This is a genomic window from Superficieibacter electus (genome assembly GCF_002915575.1).
In the GTDB taxonomy this organism is placed as follows: domain Bacteria; phylum Pseudomonadota; class Gammaproteobacteria; order Enterobacterales; family Enterobacteriaceae; genus Superficieibacter; species Superficieibacter electus.
Map to the genome: position 1 here is coordinate 253592 of NZ_PQGD01000007.1, position 22510 is coordinate 276101.

The 22510-nt window shown below is 53.0% G+C and carries 19 protein-coding genes and 1 tRNA gene; 18 read left to right on the forward strand and 2 right to left on the reverse strand.

The genetic code is table 11. The features are described 5' to 3' along the window. The first annotated feature begins 46 nt into the window (after window positions 1–46). The 4 genes from sucA to sucD all read left to right on the forward strand — a co-directional run bounded on the left by sucA (window position 47) and on the right by sucD (window position 6221). The gene (gene sucA, locus CHU32_RS10925; protein ID WP_103677498.1) at window positions 47–2854 is read left to right on the forward strand and encodes a 2-oxoglutarate dehydrogenase E1 component; all 2808 of its coding nucleotides are present in this window, start codon (window positions 47–49) and stop codon (window positions 2852–2854) included. A gap of 14 nt (window positions 2855–2868) precedes the next feature. After that, window positions 2869–4089, forward strand: coding sequence for a 2-oxoglutarate dehydrogenase complex dihydrolipoyllysine-residue succinyltransferase (gene odhB, locus CHU32_RS10930; protein WP_103677499.1), 1221 nt, complete (start codon window positions 2869–2871; stop codon window positions 4087–4089). A 96-nt stretch (window positions 4090–4185) separates the two neighbouring features. Next, entirely contained in the window at window positions 4186–5352 is a 1167-nt protein-coding gene (gene sucC, locus CHU32_RS10935) for an ADP-forming succinate--CoA ligase subunit beta (protein ID WP_103677500.1), read from the forward strand. Beyond that, window positions 5352–6221: a succinate--CoA ligase subunit alpha gene (sucD, locus tag CHU32_RS10940; RefSeq protein WP_103677501.1), complete on the forward strand. Its 870-nt coding sequence runs from the start codon at window positions 5352–5354 to the stop codon at window positions 6219–6221. Before sucC ends, sucD begins: the two co-directional genes overlap by 1 nt. Window positions 6222–6285: 64 nt before the next feature. Here sucD and CHU32_RS10945 read toward each other — a convergent pair whose 3' ends face one another. Together CHU32_RS10945 and CHU32_RS10950 are read right to left on the reverse strand one after the other, a co-directional pair. Next, entirely contained in the window at window positions 6286–7068 is a 783-nt protein-coding gene (locus CHU32_RS10945) for a hypothetical protein (RefSeq protein ID WP_103677502.1), read from the reverse strand. Between the two features lie 153 nt (window positions 7069–7221). After that, entirely contained in the window at window positions 7222–7965 is a 744-nt protein-coding gene (locus CHU32_RS10950; protein ID WP_103677524.1) for a GntR family transcriptional regulator, read from the reverse strand. Window positions 7966–8139: 174 nt separating this feature from the next. On the opposite strand from CHU32_RS10950, the gene mngA reads away from it, so the two are divergent. The 14 genes from mngA to CHU32_RS11020 all read left to right on the forward strand — a co-directional run bounded on the left by mngA (window position 8140) and on the right by CHU32_RS11020 (window position 22507). After that, on the forward strand, window positions 8140–10056 hold the full coding sequence (gene mngA, locus CHU32_RS10955) for a PTS 2-O-a-mannosyl-D-glycerate transporter subunit IIABC (RefSeq protein ID WP_103677503.1): 1917 nt from the start codon (window positions 8140–8142) through the stop codon (window positions 10054–10056). A 24-nt stretch (window positions 10057–10080) separates the two neighbouring features. After that, the gene (gene mngB / locus CHU32_RS10960) at window positions 10081–12714 is read left to right on the forward strand and encodes a mannosylglycerate hydrolase (RefSeq protein WP_103677504.1); all 2634 of its coding nucleotides are present in this window, start codon (window positions 10081–10083) and stop codon (window positions 12712–12714) included. 679 nt (window positions 12715–13393) lie between these two features. Further along, window positions 13394–14962 (forward strand): cytochrome ubiquinol oxidase subunit I, encoded by a 1569-nt coding sequence (gene cydA, locus CHU32_RS10965; RefSeq protein ID WP_103677505.1) that lies wholly within the window; start codon window positions 13394–13396, stop codon window positions 14960–14962. A gap of 15 nt (window positions 14963–14977) precedes the next feature. Beyond that, the gene (gene cydB / locus CHU32_RS10970) at window positions 14978–16117 is read left to right on the forward strand and encodes a cytochrome d ubiquinol oxidase subunit II (protein ID WP_103677506.1); all 1140 of its coding nucleotides are present in this window, start codon (window positions 14978–14980) and stop codon (window positions 16115–16117) included. A gap of 14 nt (window positions 16118–16131) precedes the next feature. Continuing rightward, window positions 16132–16245: a cytochrome bd-I oxidase subunit CydX gene (gene cydX / locus CHU32_RS10975; RefSeq protein ID WP_103677507.1), complete on the forward strand. Its 114-nt coding sequence runs from the start codon at window positions 16132–16134 to the stop codon at window positions 16243–16245. Then, complete coding sequence (gene ybgE / locus CHU32_RS10980) at window positions 16245–16538, forward strand: cyd operon protein YbgE (RefSeq protein ID WP_103677508.1); 294 nt, start codon at window positions 16245–16247, stop codon at window positions 16536–16538. Before cydX ends, ybgE begins: the two co-directional genes overlap by 1 nt. 147 nt (window positions 16539–16685) lie before the next feature. Continuing rightward, complete coding sequence (ybgC, locus tag CHU32_RS10985) at window positions 16686–17090, forward strand: tol-pal system-associated acyl-CoA thioesterase (RefSeq protein ID WP_103677509.1); 405 nt, start codon at window positions 16686–16688, stop codon at window positions 17088–17090. Further along, window positions 17087–17779 (forward strand): Tol-Pal system protein TolQ, encoded by a 693-nt coding sequence (tolQ, locus tag CHU32_RS10990; protein WP_103677510.1) that lies wholly within the window; start codon window positions 17087–17089, stop codon window positions 17777–17779. The genes ybgC and tolQ overlap by 4 nt, the downstream gene beginning before the upstream one ends. Before the next feature lie 3 nt (window positions 17780–17782). Further along, complete coding sequence (gene tolR, locus CHU32_RS10995; protein ID WP_103677511.1) at window positions 17783–18211, forward strand: colicin uptake protein TolR; 429 nt, start codon at window positions 17783–17785, stop codon at window positions 18209–18211. A gap of 63 nt (window positions 18212–18274) precedes the next feature. Then, on the forward strand, window positions 18275–19474 hold the full coding sequence (gene tolA / locus CHU32_RS11000) for a cell envelope integrity protein TolA (RefSeq protein WP_103677512.1): 1200 nt from the start codon (window positions 18275–18277) through the stop codon (window positions 19472–19474). 132 nt (window positions 19475–19606) lie between these two features. After that, window positions 19607–20899, forward strand: coding sequence for a Tol-Pal system beta propeller repeat protein TolB (tolB, locus tag CHU32_RS11005; RefSeq protein WP_103677513.1), 1293 nt, complete (start codon window positions 19607–19609; stop codon window positions 20897–20899). Window positions 20900–20933: 34 nt separating this feature from the next. Then, a complete protein-coding gene (gene pal, locus CHU32_RS11010) occupies window positions 20934–21458 on the forward strand; it encodes a peptidoglycan-associated lipoprotein Pal (RefSeq protein WP_103677514.1) in 525 nt (174 codons plus the stop codon). A gap of 9 nt (window positions 21459–21467) precedes the next feature. Next, the gene (gene cpoB / locus CHU32_RS11015; RefSeq protein WP_103677515.1) at window positions 21468–22259 is read left to right on the forward strand and encodes a cell division protein CpoB; all 792 of its coding nucleotides are present in this window, start codon (window positions 21468–21470) and stop codon (window positions 22257–22259) included. 172 nt (window positions 22260–22431) lie between these two features. Beyond that, window positions 22432–22507 (forward strand) — tRNA-Lys (locus CHU32_RS11020). Window positions 22508–22510: the final 3 nt, after the last annotated feature.

The following is a 22510-nucleotide window of genomic DNA, read 5'->3' on the forward strand; positions in this document are numbered from 1 at the left end:
TAGTTATCCACGGCGAAGTAAGCATAAAGATGCTTAAGGGATCACGATGCAGAACGGCGCAATGAAAGCCTGGCTGGACTCTTCTTTCCTCTCTGGGGCGAACCAGAGCTGGATCGAACAGCTCTATGAAGACTTCTTAACCGATCCTGACTCTGTAGACGCCAAATGGCGTACGATGTTCCAGCAGTTACCTGGCACCGGAGTTAAACCGGATCAATTCCATTCCAAAACGCGTGATTATTTCCGCCGCCTGGCGAAGGATGCCTCACGTTACACCGCTTCAGTTTCCGATCCTGACACCAATGTGAAGCAGGTTAAAGTCCTGCAGCTAATCAATGCCTATCGTTTCCGTGGCCACCAGCATGCCAATCTCGATCCGCTGGGACTGTGGAAGCAGGAGCGCGTCGCAGATCTGGACCCGTCCTTCCATGATTTAACTGAAGCTGACTTCCAGGAAACCTTCAACGTGGGGTCTTTCGCCATCGGCAAAGACACCATGAAGCTCGGCGACCTGATCGAGGCGCTGAAGCAGACTTACTGTGGCCCTATCGGCGCAGAATATATGCACATCACCTCTACCGAAGAAAAACGCTGGATTCAACAGCGTATTGAATCGGTAGCCGGTCACGCCAGCTTTAGCGTTGAAGAGAAAAAACGTTTCCTCAGCGAGCTGACTGCCGCCGAAGGGCTGGAACGTTACCTCGGTGCGAAATTCCCTGGCGCAAAACGCTTCTCGCTGGAAGGCGGCGACGCGCTAATCCCGATGCTCAAAGAGATGATCCGCCACGCCGGTAAAAGCGGCACTCGTGAAGTGGTGCTGGGCATGGCGCACCGTGGTCGTCTCAATGTGCTGATTAATGTGCTGGGCAAACAGTCGCAGGATCTGTTTGACGAGTTTGCCGGTAAACATAAAGAGCATCTGGGCACCGGCGATGTGAAATACCATCAGGGCTTCTCGTCGGATATTGAAACCGAAGGCGGCCTGGTACACCTGGCGCTGGCGTTTAACCCGTCACACCTCGAAATCGTCAGCCCGGTAGTAATGGGCTCGGTACGCGCGCGTCTGGACCGTCTTGATGAGCCGAGCAGCAACAAAGTGCTGCCTATCACCATTCACGGCGATGCGGCGGTCACCGGGCAGGGCGTGGTACAGGAAACCCTGAACATGTCGAAAGCGCGGGGCTACGAAGTGGGCGGCACCGTGCGCATCGTCATCAATAACCAGGTTGGCTTTACCACCTCAAACCCGCTGGATGCGCGTTCCACACCGTACTGTACCGACATCGGTAAAATGGTGCAGGCACCGATTTTCCACGTTAACGCTGACGACCCGGAAGCGGTGGCGTTCGTCACCCGTATCGCGCTGGAATTCCGTAACACCTTTAAACGCGATGTTTTTATCGACCTGGTGTGCTACCGCCGTCACGGCCATAACGAAGCCGATGAGCCAAGCGCGACCCAGCCGCTGATGTATCAGAAAATCAAAAAGCACCCGACGCCGCGTAAAATTTACGCCGACCGTCTGGAGCAGGATCGGGTTGCCACGCTCGAAGACGCCACCGAGCTGGTGAATCTGTACCGCGACGCGCTGGATGCTGGCGAGTGCGTGGTAAAAGAATTCCGCCCGATGAATATGCACTCCTTCACCTGGTCGCCGTATCTTAACCACGAATGGGACGAAAGCTATCCGAACAAAGTGGAGATGAAGCGCGTGCAGGAACTGGCGAAGCGCATCAGCACCGTGCCGGATGCCATCGAAATGCAGTCGCGCGTGGCGAAGATTTATGCCGACCGTCAGGCGATGGCCGCCGGTGAAAAACTGTTCGACTGGGGCGGGGCAGAAAACCTGGCCTATGCCACGCTGGTTGATGAAGGGATTGCGGTCCGTATTTCCGGTGAAGACTCCGGTCGCGGTACGTTCTTCCATCGTCATGCCGTGGTGCATAATCAGGCCAACGGCTCAAACTACACGCCGCTGCAACACATTCATAATGCCCAGGGACAGTTTAAAGTCTGGGACTCCGTGCTCTCTGAAGAAGCGGTGCTGGCCTTTGAATACGGCTATGCCACTGCGGAGCCGCGCACGCTGACTATCTGGGAAGCACAGTTTGGTGACTTCGCCAACGGCGCGCAGGTGGTGATTGACCAGTTCATCTCCTCTGGCGAGCAGAAATGGGGCCGGATGTGTGGCCTGGTGATGCTGCTGCCGCACGGCTATGAAGGGCAGGGGCCGGAGCACTCCTCCGCGCGTCTGGAGCGTTATCTGCAACTGTGCGCTGAGCAGAATATGCAGGTTTGCGTCCCGTCTACCCCGGCGCAGGTTTACCATATGTTGCGTCGTCAGGCGCTGCGCGGGATGCGTCGCCCACTGGTGGTGATGTCGCCGAAATCGCTGCTGCGTCATCCGCTGGCGGTGTCGACTCTTGACGAGCTGGCAAACGGCACCTTTATGCCCGCCATCGGCGAAGTGGATGAACTCGATCCGCAGGCCGTGAAGCGCGTGGTCATGTGTTCCGGTAAGGTGTACTACGATTTACTGGAGCAGCGCCGTAAAAACGATCAAAAAGATGTCGCCATTGTGCGCATCGAACAGCTCTACCCGTTCCCGCATCAGGCGGTGCAGGAAGCGCTGAAGCCCTATGCACATGTACATGATTTTGTCTGGTGCCAGGAAGAGCCGCTCAACCAGGGCGCATGGTACTGCAGCCAGCATCATTTCCGTGAAGTGGTTCCCTTTGGGGCAGCCCTGCGCTATGCAGGTCGCCCGGCCTCTGCCTCACCGGCGGTAGGATATATGTCCGTTCACCAGAAACAGCAGCAAGATCTGGTCAATGACGCGCTGAACGTCGATTAATTAAAGGATAAATAATGAGTAGCGTAGATATTCTTGTTCCCGACCTGCCTGAATCCGTTGCGGATGCCACCGTCGCCACATGGCATAAAAAACCCGGCGATGCGGTAAAACGTGATGAAGTTCTGGTAGAAATCGAAACTGACAAAGTGGTACTGGAAGTACCGGCGTCGGCGGACGGCATCCTGGATGCATTACTGGAAGACGAAGGGGCCACCGTCACCTCACGTCAGATCCTCGGCCGCCTGCGTGAAGGCAACAGTTCTGGTAAAGAAACCAGCGAGAAATCGGAAGCGAAAGAATCGACTCCGGCGCAGCGTCAGCAGGCGTCGCTGGAAGAACAAAACAACGATGCGCTCAGCCCGGCGATCCGTCGCCTGCTGGCTGAGCACAACCTCGACGCCAGCGCCATCAAAGGCACCGGCGTTGGCGGGCGCATCACCCGTGAAGACGTGGATAAACATCTGAGCAAAGCACCGGCGAAAGCCGAAGAGAAAGCGCCAGAAACCGCCCCGCAGGCTGCACCGCAACTGGGCAATCGCTCGGAAAAACGCGTCCCGATGACGCGCCTGCGTAAACGTGTCGCCGAGCGTCTGCTGGAAGCGAAAAACTCTACCGCCATGCTGACCACCTTCAACGAAGTCAACATGAAGCCGATTATGGATCTGCGTAAGCAGTACGGTGACGCGTTTGAAAAACGTCACGGCATCCGTCTGGGCTTTATGTCGTTCTACGTGAAAGCGGTGGTGGAAGCGCTGAAACGTTACCCGGAAGTTAACGCCTCTATTGACGGCGATGATGTGGTGTACCACAACTATTTTGACGTCAGCATGGCGGTCTCTACACCGCGCGGTCTGGTGACCCCGGTACTGCGCGACGTGGATGCGCTGGGCATGGCAGACATTGAAAAACGCATTAAAGAGCTGGCAGTGAAAGGGCGTGATGGCAAACTGACGGTGGAAGATCTGACTGGCGGTAACTTCACCATTACTAATGGCGGCGTCTTCGGTTCCCTGATGTCTACGCCAATCATCAACCCGCCGCAGAGTGCGATCCTGGGCATGCACGCCATTAAAGATCGTCCGATGGCCGTTGCCGGTAAGGTTGAGATCCTGCCGATGATGTATCTGGCACTCTCCTACGATCACCGTCTGATTGATGGGCGTGAATCGGTGGGCTTCCTGGTGGCCATTAAAGAGTTGCTGGAAGACCCGACCCGTCTGCTGCTGGACGTATAGTTATTAAGAATATCACCTGTCTGTGGCCGGATGTGCATAGCATCATCCGGCTTTCTGGCACAATGATAACGATTATCTGAAGGATGGACAGAAGACATGAACTTACATGAATACCAGGCAAAACAACTGTTTGCCCGCTATGGTTTGCCTGCGCCAGTAGGTTATGCCTGCAATACCCCGCGCGAGGCGGAAGAAGCTGCTTCCAAGATTGGCGCTGGCCCGTGGGTGGTCAAATGTCAGGTTCACGCTGGCGGCCGCGGTAAAGCGGGCGGCGTGAAAGTAGTGAAAAGCAAAGAAGAGATCCGCGCCTTTGCCGAACACTGGCTGGGCAAACGTCTGGTGACGTACCAGACAGACGCTAACGGCCAGCCGGTTAACCAGATCCTGGTGGAAGCGGCGACGGACATCGACAAAGAACTGTATCTTGGCGCGGTCGTTGACCGTAGCTCCCGTCGCGTGGTCTTTATGGCCTCCACCGAAGGCGGCGTGGAAATTGAAAAAGTGGCGGAAGAAACTCCGCACCTGATCCACAAAGTTGCCCTTGATCCGCTGGCAGGACCGATGCCGTATCAGGGCCGCGAACTGGCGTTTAAACTGGGCCTGGAAGGTAAGCAGGTTCAGCAGTTCACTAAAATCTTTATGGGGCTGGCGACCATTTTCCTGGAGCGCGATCTGGCGCTTATTGAAATCAACCCGCTGGTGATCACTAAACAGGGCGACCTGATTTGTCTTGACGGCAAACTGGGCGCGGATGGCAACGCGCTGTTCCGTCAGCCGGATCTGCGCGAAATGCGCGACCACTCGCAGGAAGATGCCCGCGAGTCTCAGGCGGCGCAGTGGGAACTGAACTACGTGGCGCTGGATGGCAACATCGGTTGTATGGTCAACGGCGCAGGTCTGGCGATGGGTACCATGGACATCGTTAAACTGCACGGCGGCGAACCGGCAAACTTCCTTGACGTCGGCGGCGGCGCGACCAAAGAGCGCGTCACCGAAGCGTTTAAAATCATCCTTTCCGATGACAATGTGAAAGCGGTACTGGTTAACATCTTCGGCGGCATCGTCCGCTGCGACCTGATTGCCGATGGCATTATCGGCGCAGTAGAAGAAGTAGGCGTTAACGTGCCGGTGGTAGTGCGTCTGGAAGGGAACAATGCTGAACTGGGTGCGAAGCGCCTGGCGGACAGCGGCCTGAATATTATTGCAGCGAAAAGTCTGACGGATGCAGCCCAGCAGGTCGTTGGCGCAGTGGAGGGGAAATAATGTCAGTTTTAATCGATAAAAACACCAAAGTGATCTGCCAGGGTTTCACCGGAAGCCAGGGGACATTCCACTCCGAACAGGCGATTGCCTACGGTACGCAGATGGTCGGCGGCGTAACGCCGGGCAAAGGCGGCACCGAACACCTCGGCCTGCCGGTCTTTAACACCGTGCGTGAAGCGGTAGAAGCCACTGGCGCAACCGCCTCGGTGATCTACGTTCCGGCACCGTTCTGCAAAGACTCTATCCTTGAAGCCATTGATGCGGGCATCAAACTGATCATTACCATCACCGAAGGCATCCCGACGCTGGATATGCTGACCGTGAAAGTGAAACTGGACGAAGCGGGCGTGCGCATGATCGGGCCGAACTGTCCGGGCGTGATCACCCCAGGCGAATGTAAAATCGGTATTATGCCGGGTCACATTCACAAGCCAGGCAAAATCGGTATTGTTTCCCGCTCTGGTACGTTGACTTATGAAGCGGTTAAGCAGACTACCGACTACGGTTTCGGCCAGTCCACCTGCGTGGGCATCGGCGGCGACCCGATCCCAGGCTCAAACTTCATCGACATCCTGAAGCTGTTCCAGGAAGATCCGCAGACCGAAGCGATTGTGATGATCGGCGAGATCGGCGGCAGCGCGGAAGAAGAAGCGGCGGCTTACATCAAGGATCACGTGACCAAGCCGGTGGTCGGCTACATCGCTGGTGTGACCGCACCGAAAGGCAAACGTATGGGCCACGCGGGGGCGATCATCGCGGGCGGCAAAGGGACGGCGGATGAAAAATTTGCTGCACTGGAAGCGGCAGGCGTCAAAACCGTGCGCAGCCTGGCGGATATCGGCGAAGCACTGAAATCCATCATTAAGTAAATCTCTGCTCCCCGCCAGAGGGAGCGTGTTTTCGACATGGTTGGCCGCTGAAAAGCGGCCTTTTTTATTTCAGCATAATGCTGACGCCAGCATAGAGCGTAAATTCGGGTTGATAGTCACCGTGATGCGCTACCGTCCACTGCGGCTCAATAAAACCGTTAATAATATGTTTGCCCACCACCATCGCCCGCCCGACCCCGAGTCCGGCCGGAATGTAGTAGTCGTCGTTTTTGACGTTATAGGTCCAGACACCGGAAGAGCGGAGAAACCAGCCGCCGGACATTTTATAGACCAGAAAAGGCTGAAACGTCGCAGTTTCAACATGGCTACGCTCTTCATCACCGGTGAAGCTTTTTTGCCACTGCACCAGGGTACCTGACAGCCAGCGCGGCGTACTATTAACGGCAACGGCCGCCAGACTGGCCTGCCATTGGCCGGTTCCCATTTCATCCTGTGCCGCGCTATCAGCGGTAAGCAACGGCCCGATACCCAGTTTGATCCCTTGCTGCTTAAGTAAAAATATATCGAATAAATTGATATCGCCGATACCGGTGTCATAGCCGCCGCTTTGCTGCGGGCGGGTGGCTACCGGTACCGTCAGGCGCATAATTTGCGGGACAGGGATCACATCGTTGCTGGCAAAAGGAACGGTGGCGCGAAAAAGTGTGTCATTGGTATGTTGATCGGTGCCGTAGATTTCTGGCGTATAGTAATTCTGCAAAGAGAGTGACGTGGCGAGATGGAGGGGATCATTCGCTTTATCAACGGCATCTTCTGTAGCGAAGGCAGCCTGGCTACCCATTAACAGTGAGCATAGTAACAATGTACGACGAATGCTGGCTGGCATGATATATCCCTGAATGTACAAATACGTATCCTTAAGCCGTCGTATTCTGCCAGCATTGGCGAAAAAAACTGTGGCATGGGCCAAGTTTGTGACGCAAGCAATTAATTGCTTGCTAATGATTTCAGGTTGTCAAATTGCCCGGCCTTTGCGTTCTTAATCGCGGCTAGCGTTTCTTCCTGCAGGCGTCCCTCGCTGTGCCACCAACGTGAACTTATAATCGTCGCTTCTAAAAACGTTGCGGCTATATTCAAATACTCTGCCGTCTTTAAGAAAACCGCGCGAAATTTTCTCCAGGATGGGTTTTTGCGCATCAATTGCCAGCGCGGCGATAGCTTCTGCCGAGGGCATGGTTGGGACCAGTTCCTGCTCACTACGATCGATAACCATTTTTTTTATTTGCTCAATATAATGGTACTTCGAATTTTCCATGACTTCCCACGTCAGATCCGCAAACATCATCAGTGGCATCCAGGTTTCTTCCAGATTTACTGGTTTCTGATTGATAAAGCGCACCCGCTTAACGTGCCAGACTTTATCGTCCGCCCCAAGCTGGAGCTTTTCTGCCAGCCATGGCTCTGCGTCAATGACTTCAAACACCTTAACATCGCTGTGCGTTGCTACGTTACGATCGGCCAGTTTTTCGTAAAAACTGGTCAGTTGATAGATGTCGTAATTGACCCGTTCTTCTTTGACATAAGAGCCACTGCCCTGAATGCTCTCAATGATTGATTCAGCGGTCAGTTGTTTAAGGGCCTGACGTACAGTCACGCGACTGACGTTAAATTCTGCCTGTAACAGGGATTCTGTCGGCAGGGCATCCCCTGGTTTTAACTCGCCGCGCGCAATCCGATCGCGCAACGCATCGGCAATTTGCCGGTACATAGGTTTACTCGACATATGACTCCCGGCTTGCGCCAGCATAATACCTTTCAGCCGATTATCCGCACTGTGACAACAATGTAAATAATACAAATTAAATACAAATTTCGCATAAAGCGAAAATGATCACATAAATGTATTATTCACTCAGGCATGCTGAAGATCATTTTTCATTACTGAGTGGGGATCATGATGAACCTGACAACATTGACGCATCCGGAAGCACTCTATCTGCAAACCACATTCGCCAGTCGGGATGACGCCATACACGCCCTGGCACGGCGGCTGGCGGAGCAGGGTAAAATTAGCGATCTCGGGCAATTTCTCGGCGACGTTTTTGCCCGTGAGGCCGGGGGACCGACCGCGCTCGGCGAAGGTCTGGCGGTGCCGCACGGCAAGAGTGAGGCGGTTAAGGAAGCTGGATTTGCCGTGGCGACGCTGCGCGAGCCGCTAAGCTGGGAAGGGGTTGACGGGCCGGAAGAGGTTAACCTTATTGTCCTGTTAGCGATCCCGCCTGGTGAATCGGGTAGCACGCATATGCAGCTTTTAACGGCGTTAACCAGCCGTCTGGCAGATGATGCCGTCCGCGATGCGGTTAACGCTGCGACTACCCCGGAACAGCTTTTGCAGGCCCTGTCCTCTTCACCGGCAAGTGACAAGAAGGCGATCGCGATGAACGCGCCGGTCATCGTTTGCGTCACCGCCTGTCCCGCCGGGATCGCCCACACGTATATGGCCGCAGAATATCTGGAAAAGGCAGGCAAGCAGCTTGGCGTACAGATATTTGTCGAAAAGCAGGGCGCTAACGGGATTGAAGATCGGCTGAGTGCTGAGCAACTTCATGCGGCGCAGGCCTGTATTTTCGCCGCTGAGGTCGCGATTAAAGACGCTGAGCGCTTCACGGGCATTCCGGCGCTGCATGTCCCCGTGGCAGAGCCGATTCGCCACGCCACGGCGCTGATTGAACAGGCGCTGGCGCTACAGCCCGCTGAGCAGCCTCGCGTCGCTCTGGCGCAGACGGAGAATAAAAAAAGCGTTAAAACCGAGCTAAAGCAGGCGCTGCTGAGCGGTATTTCTTTCGCTGTGCCGCTGATTGTCGCGGGCGGTACTGTTCTTGCCGTTTCCGTCCTGCTGGCACAAATGTTGGGCTTGCAGCATCTCTTCGATCAGGAAAACTCGTGGCTGTGGCTGTATCGCAAGCTCGGGGGCGGCATTCTCGGCACGCTGATGGTGCCAGTGCTGGCGGCCTATACCGCATACTCTCTGGCCGATAAACCCGCGCTGGCTCCCGGCTTTGCTGCTGGTCTGGCGGCCAATATGATCGGCTCAGGTTTCCTTGGCGCGGTGGTCGGCGGCCTGATTGCCGGTTATCTGATGCGTTGGGTGAAAGAACATATTCGCCTGAGCAGCAAATTTAACGGCTTTCTGACGTTTTATCTGTACCCGGTGCTGGGAACCCTGGTGGCAGGCAGCCTGATGCTGTTTGTGATCGGTGAACCGGTGGCGTGGATTAACAATGGACTTACGGCGTGGTTGAAAGGGCTTTCTGGCACTAATGCCTTGCTGCTTGGGGCGATCCTCGGGTTTATGTGCTCATTCGACCTCGGTGGCCCGGTAAATAAAGCGGCTTACGCGTTTTGTCTTGGCGCAATGGCCAACGGTGTTTTTGGCCCGTATGCCATCTTCGCGTCGGTCAAAATGGTCTCAGCATTTACCGTCACTGCCTCAACCGTGCTGGCTCCCCATCTCTTCAAAACGTTTGAAATCGAAACCGGAAAATCAACCTGGCTGCTGGGATTGGCCGGGATTACGGAAGGCGCAATCCCGATGGCAATTGAAGATCCGCTGCGCGTAATTGGTTCCTTCGTGCTCGGCTCGCTGGTCACGGGCGCGATTGTCGGCGCGATGCACATCGGCCTTTCCACGCCGGGCGCAGGGATTTTTTCACTGTTCCTGCTGCACGATGCGGGTACGGGCGGTGTCATGGCCGCAGCGGGGTGGTTAGGCGCGGCGCTAATTGGAACCGCCATTTCCACCTGCATTTTGCTGCTCTGGCGACGTCAGGCGGTGCGGGCAGGTAAGTATACGCCTGACCGCGTAATGCCATAATTTTGACTTAATCAGGAAACGAACATGAAAGCTGTATCTCGCGTTCACATTACGCCGCATATGCACTGGGACAGGGAGTGGTATTTCACCACCGAAGCGTCGCGTATTTTACTTGTTAATAATATGGAAGAAATCCTCACCCGTCTTGAACAGGATGCGGAGTATAAATATTACGTTCTGGATGGACAAACGGCGATCCTTGAAGACTACTTTGCCGTTAAGCCGGAAAATAAACCGCGCGTAAAAGCGCTGGTGCAGGCGGGCAAGTTAATTATCGGCCCCTGGTATACCCAAACTGACACGTCCATCGTTGCCGGGGAGTCTGTCCTGCGCAATCTGCTTTATGGAATGCGCGATTGCCTGGCATTTGGCGAACCCATGAAAATTGGCTATTTGCCTGATTCCTTCGGCATGTCCGGCCAGTTGCCGCATATCTATAACGGTTTTGGCATCAGGCGAGCGATGTTCTGGCGCGGCTGTTCCGAACGTCATGGCACGGATAAAACGGAGTTTCTGTGGCAAAGCGGTGAGGGGAGTGAAGTGGTGGCGCAGGTGCTGCCGCTGGGCTATGCCATTGGTAAATATTTACCGGAGGATGAAGACGGGCTACGTAAACGTCTCGACAGTTACTTTGAGGTACTGGAAAACGCATCATTAACCAAAGAAATTCTCTTACCGAACGGCCACGATCAAATGCCCCTCCAGCAAAATATTTTCGCCGTGATGGCAACGCTGCGGGAAATTTATCCCGAGCGTGAGTTTGTGATGAGTCGCTTCGAAGAGGTTTTTGCGCATATTGAACAACAGCGTAGCCAACTGGCGACGCTAAAAGGGGAGTTTATTGACGGTAAATATATGCGAGTTCATCGCACCATCGGCTCTACGCGCATGGATATCAAAATTGCCCATGCGCGTATCGAAAACAAAATCGTCAATATTCTCGAACCGCTGGCGACACTTGCCTGGACGCTGGGGTTTGAATACCAGCACGGCCTGCTGGAAAAAATGTGGAAGGAGATCCTTAAGAATCACGCCCATGACAGTATCGGTTGCTGTTGTAGTGACAACGTTCATCGTGAAATTATGTCGCGTTTCTGGCTGGCGGAAGACATGGCCGATAACCTGATAACTTTTTATATGCGCAAAATTGTCGACAACATGCCTGCGCAGGATAATGACAAACTGACGCTTTTTAACCTGATGCCCTGGCCACGTGATGAAGTCATCAATACTTCGGTTCGTCTGCGTGCCAGCCAGTTCCGTTTGCTGGATAGTGACGGCAATGAGGTCGTCTACTTTATCCGCGATCGGCGTGAACTCGATCCGGGATTGGTTGACCGGCAAATTGTGCATTATGGTAACTACGATCCTTTCATTGAATACGATATCCAGTTCAGGCAGGCCCTGCCAGCGATGGGGTTCCAGAGGCTGCATATTATTGCGGGCGAGGAGGCTACACCACTGCCGGTGATGACACACAGTGGTGCATTGCTGGAGAACGAGTACTGGCGCATTACGCTTAACGAAGACGGAACGCTCAATATGACCGATAAAGAGAGCGGCCTGGTGTACGAGCGTGTGCTGGAGTTTGAGGACGGTTCGGATGATGGCGATGAGTATGACTATTCTCCGCTGCGCGAAGAGTGGCTGCTGACCTCTGTCGGAGCAACCCATCAGGTTGAAGTAATTAACGAGGCGTGGCAGAGCAAGGCAGTGATCAAAAGCGAGCTCGCCATACCGCTTAACCTCGTGGAACGCGCGGCCCGTCAATGCTCAGGAACGCTATCGGCACAAACCACCGTTACCCTGAGTCATCAAAGCCGGCGCGTTGATTTTGATGTCCAGTTGAATAATCAGGCGGACGATCATCGGGTGCGGGTGCGCATTCCTGTGCCTTACAAAGCTGACTGCGTGCTCACTGACACCCAGTTTGGCTCTATCTCGCGTCCGGTACACGACAGTGCGATGGACAGTTGGCAACAGGACGGCTGGAAAGAGGCACCAGTGCCCGTATGGAATTTGCTTAACTACGCGGTACTTCAACAGTCGGGGCAGGGGCTCGCGCTCTTCACGGAAGGGCTGCGCGAAATAGAAGTTATCGGCGAAACGCAGAGCGCTTTTGCACTCACGCTTGTGCGCGGCGTCGGACTGCTGGGTAAAGAAAATTTACTGTTACGCCCGGGGCGGCCTTCCGGGATCAAAATGCCGGTACCGGATTCGCAATTGCGTGGTGAACTCCACTGCCGTTTCAGCCTGTGGCCTTTCTGCGGAGCACCGCTCAATGCAGGCGTTGCGCAGCAGGCCAGACGCTGGCTTACGCCGGTACAGTGCTACCATAAAATGCCGTGGGATGCGATGAAGCTGAACCGTAGTAACATTCTGACCCCGGAGCACTACTCGCTTTTCAGCATGCCCGCAACCGGATGCCAACTCAGCGTACTGAAGAAAGCAGAAGATCGTGATGAACTCATTATCCGCCTTTTTAATCCTTCAGACAGTGACAACGCGGAAACGATGTTGATGTTTAACCGGCAGACGAAATGCTGCCATGAAACAACAATGGATGAGCACTGGCTGGAGCAGGGTGAAGTCGTGACAGACACGCCCGTGATACTGAAGCCGGGGCAGTCAAGAACGTGGAGCATTGCGCTCGGCTAGCGTCGCGTGCGGACAGTGAAATCCCCCTGTGGGATTTCACTGTTCAGGGTGATAATCAACTGGTGGTGTTAATTTTTATATTCTTTGTGGTAAATAAAATGTAATGGTTGGCTTTGTCTGCTGGTGTGCAAAAAAATAATGTGATCTACCTTTCATTATTGTTCGTCGTCATCTCCTGTTAATTCCTCGCTTATTAAATTTATTTTGCCTTTTTATCCAGGTATCTAATAATTGATAACGGATGATGTCATTTAAAGATCATGCTATTAACATAAAATTTACTATGTGCTTTATTCACCTACATAGTTAACAAAAAAGACTAAAATTGATTTATATCAAAAAGTAATACTTTGATAAAAGCACAGAAAAGAGCTAAATTGTTGCAGATCAAACTAGCTGGATAACCGTAAAATGGGCAGATATTGATCGATGTCGAAAATCGTAAAATTACTCGCTAAAAACCTGTTTATTGTAAGGGTTTTACAGCGTAGTATATTTGCGGGATCAATTTGATATTTTTATTAACGTATTTGTAACTTTTCTTCCGGCCAGGCAGAACGCTTTGAAAAATCGGTCTCTTCCGGTCGAAAAACACAGATAATTTGTATTGGGGCATGCGTGTGACCCTTTCTAACGGGGTTCACTCTCGGAGTCTTCATGCGATGAGCAAGGAGTCATGATGTTAGATATAGTCGAACTGTCGCGCTTACAGTTTGCCTTGACTGCGATGTACCACTTTCTGTTTGTGCCGCTGACGCTGGGTATGGCGTTTCTGCTGGCCATCATGGAAACGGTTTACGTCCTCTCCGGCAAACAGATTTATAAAGATATGACCAAATTCTGGGGCAAGTTGTTTGGTATTAACTTTGCGCTGGGTGTGGCTACCGGTCTGACCATGGAGTTCCAGTTCGGGACAAACTGGTCTTACTATTCGCATTACGTTGGTGACATCTTTGGTGCGCCGCTGGCCATTGAAGGGCTGATGGCCTTTTTCCTTGAGTCCACCTTTGTAGGTCTGTTTTTCTTCGGCTGGGATCGCCTGAGCAAAGTGCAGCACATGGCCGTCACCTGGCTGGTGGCCCTCGGCTCTAACCTCTCTGCACTGTGGATACTTGTCGCTAACGGCTGGATGCAAAACCCAATTGCCTCGGATTTCAACTTCGAAACCATGCGCATGGAAATGGTCAGCTTCTCCGAGCTGGTGCTTAACCCGGTCGCTCAGGTGAAATTTGTCCACACCGTTGCCTCCGGCTACGTGTGCGGCGCAATGTTCATTTTGGGTATCAGCGCTTACTACATGCTGCGCGGCCGCGATTTCGCGTTCGCTAAACGTTCTTTTGCTATCGCGGCGAGCTTTGGTATGGCGGCAGTGCTTTCTGTCATCGTACTGGGTGATGAATCCGGCTACGAAATGGGCGACGTGCAGAAGACCAAGCTTGCTGCTATCGAAGCTGAATGGGAAACACAGCCAGCTCCAGCATCCTTTACGCTGTTTGGCATTCCGGATCAAGACAGCCAGGAAAACCATTTCGCTATCCAGATTCCTTACGCACTGGGCATTATTGCCACCCGCTCAGTGGACACGCCGGTCATTGGTCTCAAAGACCTGATGGTGCAGCATGAAGAGCGTATCCGTAACGGTATGCGTGCTTATCACCTGCTTGAAGAACTGCGCGCCGGTTCTACCGATCAGGGCGTGCGCGAGCAGTTTAACAGCGTGAAAAAAGACCTGGGCTATGGTCTGTTACTGAAGCGCTACACGCAAAATGTGACTGACGCCACTGAAGCGCAAATCCAGCAGGCGACGAAGGATTCTATTCCGCGCGTGGCACCGCTGTACTTCGCCTTCCGCATCATGGTCGGCTGTGGTGTGCTGATGTTGTTGATTATCGCCGCCTCCTTCTGGAGCGTGATCCGCAACCGTATCGGGCAAAAACGCTGGCTGCTGCGTACCGCATTCTATGCTATCCCGCTGCCGTGGATCGCTATCGAAGCCGGCTGGTTTGTTGCTGAATATGGTCGTCAACCGTGGGCAATCGGTGAAGTTCTGCCGACCGCTGTCGCAAACTCGTCGTTAACCCCGGGCGATCTGATTTTCTCTATGCTGTTAATTTGCGGCCTGTACACACTGTTCCTGGTGGCAGAGTTGTTCCTGATGTTCAAATTTGCACGCCTTGGGCCAAGCAGCCTGAAGACCGGTCGTTATCACTACGAACAGTCCTCCGTCGCTTCGCAGCCGGCACGCTAAGACAGGAGTCGTCAAATGATCGATTATGAAGTATTGCGTTTTATCTGGTGGCTGTTGATTGGCGTTCTGCTGATTGGTTTTGCAGTGACCGACGGCTTCGACATGGGGGTGGGCATGCTCACCCGTTTCCTCGGTCGTAACGACACCGAGCGTCGAATCATGATTAACTCTATTGCGCCGCACTGGGACGGTAACCAGGTATGGCTGATTACCGCTGGTGGTGCGCTGTTTGCGGCATGGCCAATGGTTTACGCTGCGGCATTCTCTGGCTTCTATGTCGCGATGATTCTGGTGCTGGCTTCATTGTTCTTCCGTCCGGTAGGGTTTGACTACCGTTCTAAGATCGAAGTGTCACGCTGGCGCAATATGTGGGACTGGGGCATTTTCATCGGTAGCTTTGTGCCGCCGCTGGTGATTGGCGTGGCGTTCGGTAACCTGTTGCAGGGCGTGCCGTTTAACGTCGATGAATATATGCGCCTGTACTACACCGGTAACTTCTTCCAGTTACTGAACCCGTTTGGTCTGCTGGCAGGTGTAGTCAGCGTGGCGATGATCATCACTCAGGGCGCGACGTACCTGCAAATGCGTACCGTGGGTGAACTGCATCTGCGTTCGCGCACCACCTCGCAAATTGCTGCGCTGGTGACCCTGATTGGTTTTGCCCTGGCCGGTGTTTGGGTGATGTATGGGATTGATGGCTATGTGGTGACGTCTGCCATCGATCATCATGCAGCCTCTAACCCGTTGACCAAAGAAGTCACTCGTCAGGCAGGTGCCTGGCTGGTTAACTTCAATAACATGCCAGTGCTGTGGGCTATTCCTGCGCTGGGTGTGGTGTTGCCGTTGCTGACTATCCTGCTGTCACGTCTGGAAAGAGGTGCGCTGGCGTTTGTAGTTTCCTCTTTAACTCTGGCCTGTATCATTCTGACCGCCGGTATTGCGATGTTCCCGTTCGTGATGCCGTCCAGCACGATGATGAACGCCAGTCTGACAATGTGGGATGCGACTTCCAGCCAGATGACGCTGAATCTGATGACCTTTGTGGCGCTGGTATTTGTCCCAATCATTCTTCTCTACACCGGCTGGTGCTACTGGAAGATGTTTGGACGCATTACCAAAGAACATATCGAAAGCAACACTCACTCAATGTACTAAGTAAGGAGCACATTATGTGGTATTTCGCATGGATTCTGGGAACGCTTCTTGCCTGTGCATTCGGCGTGATCACCGCCCTGGCGCTGGAGCACGTTGAAGCGTCTAAAACGGGTGAAGAAAGACACTGATGGTCAAGATTATCGCTACGCTGTACGCGGTAATGGATAAGCGCCCGTTACGGGCGCTTTCTTTAATCATGGCTTTAGTACTGGCTGGCTGTATTTTCTGGGACCCGACGCGCTTTGCGGCGAAAACCAGCGAACTGGAAATATGGCATGGCCTGGTACTGATGTGGGCGGTCTGCGCAGGCGTAATTCACGGCGTCGGCTTTCGTCCCCGCACGACCCTCTGGCAGGGCATTTTTTGCCCGCTACTTGCTGATTTGCTCCTGATTACCGGCTTGATTTTTTTCTTTAATTGAGCAAGTACACATCTTTACGTTTATGGGCTTGCAAAAGCCCATAAATTTTTACTCTACGTTTACGTCAACCCATTCCAAACCACCTTGCCCGCGCGTATAGTAGCGAAGTTTGAAAGCTCTAACCTTTTTGCGTTACTGGGATGTAAAGTGAATACAACGCTGTTTCGATGGCCGGTGCGTGTCTACTATGAAGATACCGACGCCGGTGGTGTGGTTTACCACGCCAGCTACGTGGCTTTTTATGAAAGAGCACGCACAGAGATGCTGCGCCACCATCACTTTAGTCAGCAGGTATTGCTGGCTGAGCGAGTTGCCTTTGTTGTGCGTAAAATGACGATTGAGTATTTTGCGCCGGCGCGACTCGATGACATGCTCGAGGTGCAAACAGAAATAACATCGATGCGTGGTACCTCGCTGGTGTTCACGCAGCGTATCGTCAATGCAGAGAATACGGTCCTGAACGCAGCTGAAGTTCTTATCGTCTGTGTTGATCCACTCATAATGAAGCCTCGTGCGCTTCCCAAGTCTATTGTCGCGGAGTTTAAGCAGTGACTGACATGAATATCCTTGATTTGTTCCTGAAGGCTGGCCTTCTGGTTAAACTTATCATGCTGATTTTGATTGGTTTTTCAATCGCATCCTGGGCCATCATCATTCAGCGAACTCGTATTCTTCGCGCTGCATCGCGTGAAGCAGAAGCGTTCGAAGACAAGTTCTGGTCGGGCATTGAGCTGTCTCGCCTTTACCAGGAGAGCCAGGGACGCCGTGATAGCCTTGCCGGTTCGGAGCAAATTTTTTACAGCGGTTTTAAAGAATTTGCCCGTTTGCACCGAGCCAATAACCATGCGCCGGAAGCGGTAGTGGAAGGGGCGTCGCGAGCGATGCGAATTTCTATGAATCGCGAGCTGGAAACCCTGGAAACGCATATTCCTTTCCTTGGTACTGTCGGTTCAATCAGCCCGTATATCGGCCTGTTCGGCACCGTATGGGGGATTATGCATGCCTTTATCGGTCTCGGCGCAGTGAAACAGGCAACGCTACAAATGGTTGCTCCAGGTATCGCGGAAGCGTTGATCGCGACGGCAATCGGTCTTTTTGCCGCGATTCCGGCGGTCATGGCCTATAACCGTCTTAACCAGCGGGTTAATAAGCTGGAACTTAACTACGACAACTTTATGGAAGAGTTTACCGCGATTCTGCACCGTCAGGCCTTTACCAGCAGCGAGAGCACCAAGGGGTAAATCATGGCTAAAGCACGTGGAAGAGCGCGCCGCGAACTCAAGTCCGAGATCAACATCGTTCCGTTGCTGGACGTGCTGCTGGTGCTGGTACTGATCTTCATGGCCACCGCGCCGATCATCACCCAGAGCGTGGAGGTAGATCTGCCGGAAGCGACTGAAACGCAGGCGGTCAGTTCAAATGATGAGCCGCCGGTCATTATTCAGGTCTCTGGTATTGGGCAGTACAGCATAAAAGTGGGGCAGGAAGAGCTTCCGCAATTGCCATCGGAGCAGGTTATTGCTGAAGCACAGCGTCGCCTGGCTGCGAATCCGAAAGCGGTCTTCTTAATTGGTGGCGCGAAAGACGTGCCCTATGATGAAATTATTAAAGCGCTGAACCTGCTACACAGTGCGGGTGTGAAATCGGTTGGTTTGATGACGCAACCTATTTGATCATCTGCTTGGCTCTGGCGTTTTTACGTCAGGTAGCGGGCAAACTGTTTTTGGGAACCGAGAGTGTTAAAGGCAACCGAACAAAACGACAAGCTTAAACGCGCGATCATCATTTCAGTCGTGCTGCACATCATTTTGATTGCGGTACTGATTTGGGGATCGTTCGACGAGCATATTGAAGCTTCTGCGGGTGGGGGAGGTGGCTCCTCTATCGACGCGGTCATGGTCGATTCCGGCGCGGTTGTTGAGCAATATAACCGCACCAAAGCTCAGGATGCGAGCGCTAAGCGTGCTGCGGAGCAGCGGAAAAAACAAGAGCAACAGCAGGCGGACGAGTTGCGTGAGCAGCAGGCCGCAAAACAGGAAGAGCTGAAAAAGCTGGAGCAGGAGCGTCTGGCCGCAGAAGAAAAAGCGCGCGAACAGGCAGCAGAGCAGAAACAGGCTGAAGCTAAAGCGCAGCAAGCACAAGAGCAGCAAAAACAGGCTGAGGAAGCCGCGGCGAAGGCCGAAGCTGCTGCCAAAGCGAAAGCCGATGCTCAGGCGAAAGCAGCCGCGGATGCGGCTAAAAAAGCCGCTGCTGACGCAAAGAAAAAGGCCGATGCTGAAGCGGCTGCCGAGGCGAAGAAACAGGCTGATGCTGCCAAAGCCGCGGCGGATGCCCAGAAGAAAGCCGAGGCTGATGCAGCTAAAAAAGCGGCGGCTGAGAAAGCGGCCGCTAAGAAGAAAGCGGCGGACAAGGCTGCCGCAGATAAAAAAGCGGCTGCGGATAAAGCTGCGGCGGATAAGAAAGCCGCTGACAAGGCTGCTGCGGATAAAGCTGCGGCGGATAAGAAAGCCGCTGACAAGGCTGCTGCGAATAAAGCTGCGGCCGATAAAAAAGCCGCCGCTGAAGCAGATGATCTCTTTGGCGATCTAAGTTCCGGTAAGAATGCACCGAAAGCGGGTAATCCTTCCTCGCCAGGACAGGGCAATAATAAAGCAAATGGCCCTACTCAAGGCGAGATTAATGATTACGGTTCGCAAGTTCAGGCGGCAATTAAGAATTACCTGCATGACTGGAGTAGTTATCAGGGTAAAGTTTGTACCTTGCGTATTCGGCTGGCAAGAGATGGGACGCTGCTTGATGCTAAGATAGAAGATGGAGATCCAGCATTTTGTCAGGCTATGCTTGCAGCCACCAATCGGATGTCGAAATTCCCTAAACCTCCGAGTGACGGGATTTATGAGACTTTCAAAAACGCGCCAATGGATTTTAAACCTTAAGCCATTTCTTCCTATGCAAACAGGAAAAAATAGACCAGGTTTAGTCGCAGGGTGAAAGTAGTTTTGTCCATTTTAGTTTGTTAACATTCTGCTAAATTATCGTGGGCTTTCCGCCTGGATAAGGGAGATATGATGAAGCAGGCATTACGAATAGCATTTGGTTTTCTTTTACTGTGGGCAGCAGTGCTGCATGCAGAAGTGCGTATTGAGATCACCCAAGGGGTGGACTCAGCGCGCCCGATTGGCGTTGTGCCTTTCCAGTGGGCAGGCCCTGGTGCTGCGCCTGAAGACATCGGTGGCATCGTGGCAGCAGATTTGCGTAATAGCGGTAAGTTTAATCCGTTAGATCGCACAAAATTGCCTCAGCAACCGGGTTCGGCGCAAGAAGTTCAACCGGCAGCGTGGTCTGCGCTGGGTATTGATGCCGTGGTTGTCGGTAAGGTTTCATCTAATCCTGACGGCAGCTTCAGCGTAAGCTATCAGCTCGTTGACACGGGTGCGGCAGCAGGTACCGTGCTGGCACAGAACACCTACAAAGTGAATAAACAGTGGCTGCGTTATGCCGCGCATACTGCCAGCGATGAAGTATTTGAAAAGCTGACCAGTATTAAAGGTGCTTTCCGTACCCGTATTGCCTATGTCGTGCAGACCAATGGCGGCCAGTTCCCGTATGAACTGCGCGTCTCTGACTACGATGGTTATAATCAGTTTGTGGTTCACCGTTCACCACAGCCGTTGATGTCTCCGGCATGGTCGCCTAAAGGTGACAAACTGGCGTATGTGACCTTCGAAAGCGGTCGTTCTGCGCTGGTAGTGCAGACGCTGGCGAATGGTGCGAAACGTCAGGTGGCCTCGTTCCCGCGTCACAACGGCGCACCGGCATTCTCACCGGATGGCAGCAAACTGGCGTTCGCGCTGTCGAAAACCGGTAGCCTGAACCTGTACGTAATGGATATCGGCTCAGGCCAGATCCGTCAGGTGACCGATGGTCGCAGCAACAACACCGAACCGACCTGGTTCCCGGACAGCCAGAACCTGGCATTCACTTCTGACCAGGCCGGTCGTCCGCAGGTTTATAAAGTGAACGTTAACGGTGGTGCGGCGCAGCGTATAAGCTGGCAGGGTTCACAAAACCAGGATGCTGATGTAAGCAGCGACGGTAAATTTATGGTAATGGTTAGCTCAGATGGTGGGCAGCAACACATTGCTAAACAAGATCTCGGAGCGGGTGGCGTACAGGTTCTGTCGTCAACGTTCCTGGACGAAACGCCAAGTCTGGCACCTAACGGCACGATGGTAATCTACAGCTCTTCTCAGGGGATGGGATCTGTGCTGAATCTGGTTTCTACAGATGGGCGTTTCAAAGCGCGTCTTCCGGCAACTGATGGTCAGGTTAAATTCCCTGCCTGGTCGCCGTATCTGTGATAATAATTAATTGATTACTAAAGGAATTAAAGAAATGCAACTGAACAAAGTGCTGAAAGGGCTGATGATTGCCCTGCCTGTTATGGCAATCGCAGCGTGTTCGTCTAACAAAAATGCCAGCAATGACGGTAGCGAAGGCGGCATGCTGAACGGTGCTGGCACTGGTATGGATGCTAACGGTAGCGGCAACGCGTCTTCTGAAGAACAGGCTCGCCTGCAAATGCAGCAGCTGCAACAGAACAATATCGTTTACTTCGATCTCGACAAGTACGATATCCGCTCTGACTTCGCTGCAATGCTGGATGCGCACGCTAACTTCCTGCGTAGCAACCCGTCTTACAAAGTCACCGTAGAAGGTCATGCGGACGAACGTGGTACGCCTGAGTACAACATCTCCCTGGGTGAGCGTCGTGCGAACGCCGTTAAGATGTACCTGCAGGGTAAAGGCGTTTCTGCTGATCAGATCTCCATCGTTTCTTACGGTAAAGAAAAACCTGCAGTACTGGGTCATGACGAATCGGCCTATGCCAAAAACCGTCGTGCCGTACTGGTTTACTAAGAGAATGGCATGAGCAGTAACTTCAGACATCATCTGTTGAGTCTGTCGTTACTGGTTGGAATAGCGGCCCCCTGGGCCGCTTTTGCTCAGGCACCAATCAGTAGTGTCGGCTCAGGCTCGGTCGAAGACCGTGTCACCCAACTTGAGCGTATTTCAAATGCTCACAGCCAGCTTTTAACCCAGCTCCAGCAGCAGCTTACTGATAACCAGTCCGATATCGATACGTTACGCGGTCAGATTCAGGAAAGTCAGTACCAGCTTAACCAGGTCGTTGAGCGACAAAAGCAGATCCTGTTGCAGATGGAGAGCCTTAGCAGCGGTGGCGCAGCCGCCCAGCCTGCGACGGGCGATCAAAACGGCGCTGCGACTGCTTCACCAGCCCCCAATGCTGGCGCAGCCACATCAGGCGCACCGGTACAGAGCGGTGATGCAAATACCGATTACAATGCGGCTATCGCGCTGGTACAGGATAAATCCCGCCAGGACGATGCAATCGTTGCATTCCAGAATTTCGTCAAAAAATACCCAGATTCAACTTATCTGCCAAACGCTAACTACTGGCTGGGTCAGTTGAATTACAACAAGGGTAAAAAGGATGATGCGGCATATTACTTTGCCAATGTGGTGAAAAATTATCCTAAATCTCCGAAGGCCGCCGATGCAATGTACAAGGTCGGGATCATCATGCAAGACAAAGGCGACACGGCAAAAGCCAAAGCCGTTTATCAGCAGGTGATTAACAAGTACCCGGGGACTGACGGTGCGAAACAGGCACAAAAACGTCTTTCTGGTTTACAATGAGTAGCGCATGACCAGAAAACGCTTTTTTTCTGGTCATGCCGCATGAATCGTAAGCAGTTAAGTGATCTTCCTCAAAATTTTTGTTGCGCTCAATTCTTAAATCAGTAATATATGCCGCCGTTGCCAAGGGATATTTAACAGCCCTGAAGCAACAAAAATCAGTACAGTGTGGGGGTCGTTAGCTCAGTTGGTAGAGCAGTTGACTTTTAATCAATTGGTCGCAGGTTCGAATCCTGCACGACCCACCAATC

Bases quoted from the DNA above. Each gene is read 5' to 3' on its own strand.
- sucA (WP_103677498.1), top strand. From the start codon at position 47: ATGCAGAACGGCGCAATGAAAGCCTGGCTGGACTCTTCTTTCCTCTCT.
- odhB (WP_103677499.1), top strand. From the start codon at position 2,869: ATGAGTAGCGTAGATATTCTTGTTCCCGACCTGCCTGAATCCGTTGCG.
- sucC (WP_103677500.1), top strand. From the start codon at position 4,186: ATGAACTTACATGAATACCAGGCAAAACAACTGTTTGCCCGCTATGGT.
- sucD (WP_103677501.1), top strand. From the start codon at position 5,352: ATGTCAGTTTTAATCGATAAAAACACCAAAGTGATCTGCCAGGGTTTC.
- CHU32_RS10945 (WP_103677502.1), bottom strand. From the start codon at position 7,068: ATGCCAGCCAGCATTCGTCGTACATTGTTACTATGCTCACTGTTAATG.
- CHU32_RS10950 (WP_103677524.1), bottom strand. From the start codon at position 7,965: ATGTCGAGTAAACCTATGTACCGGCAAATTGCCGATGCGTTGCGCGAT.
- mngA (WP_103677503.1), top strand. From the start codon at position 8,140: ATGAACCTGACAACATTGACGCATCCGGAAGCACTCTATCTGCAAACC.
- mngB (WP_103677504.1), top strand. From the start codon at position 10,081: ATGAAAGCTGTATCTCGCGTTCACATTACGCCGCATATGCACTGGGAC.
- cydA (WP_103677505.1), top strand. From the start codon at position 13,394: ATGTTAGATATAGTCGAACTGTCGCGCTTACAGTTTGCCTTGACTGCG.
- cydB (WP_103677506.1), top strand. From the start codon at position 14,978: ATGATCGATTATGAAGTATTGCGTTTTATCTGGTGGCTGTTGATTGGC.
- cydX (WP_103677507.1), top strand. From the start codon at position 16,132: ATGTGGTATTTCGCATGGATTCTGGGAACGCTTCTTGCCTGTGCATTC.
- ybgE (WP_103677508.1), top strand. From the start codon at position 16,245: ATGGTCAAGATTATCGCTACGCTGTACGCGGTAATGGATAAGCGCCCG.
- tolR (WP_103677511.1), top strand. From the start codon at position 17,783: ATGGCTAAAGCACGTGGAAGAGCGCGCCGCGAACTCAAGTCCGAGATC.
- tolB (WP_103677513.1), top strand. From the start codon at position 19,607: ATGAAGCAGGCATTACGAATAGCATTTGGTTTTCTTTTACTGTGGGCA.
- pal (WP_103677514.1), top strand. From the start codon at position 20,934: ATGCAACTGAACAAAGTGCTGAAAGGGCTGATGATTGCCCTGCCTGTT.
- cpoB (WP_103677515.1), top strand. From the start codon at position 21,468: ATGAGCAGTAACTTCAGACATCATCTGTTGAGTCTGTCGTTACTGGTT.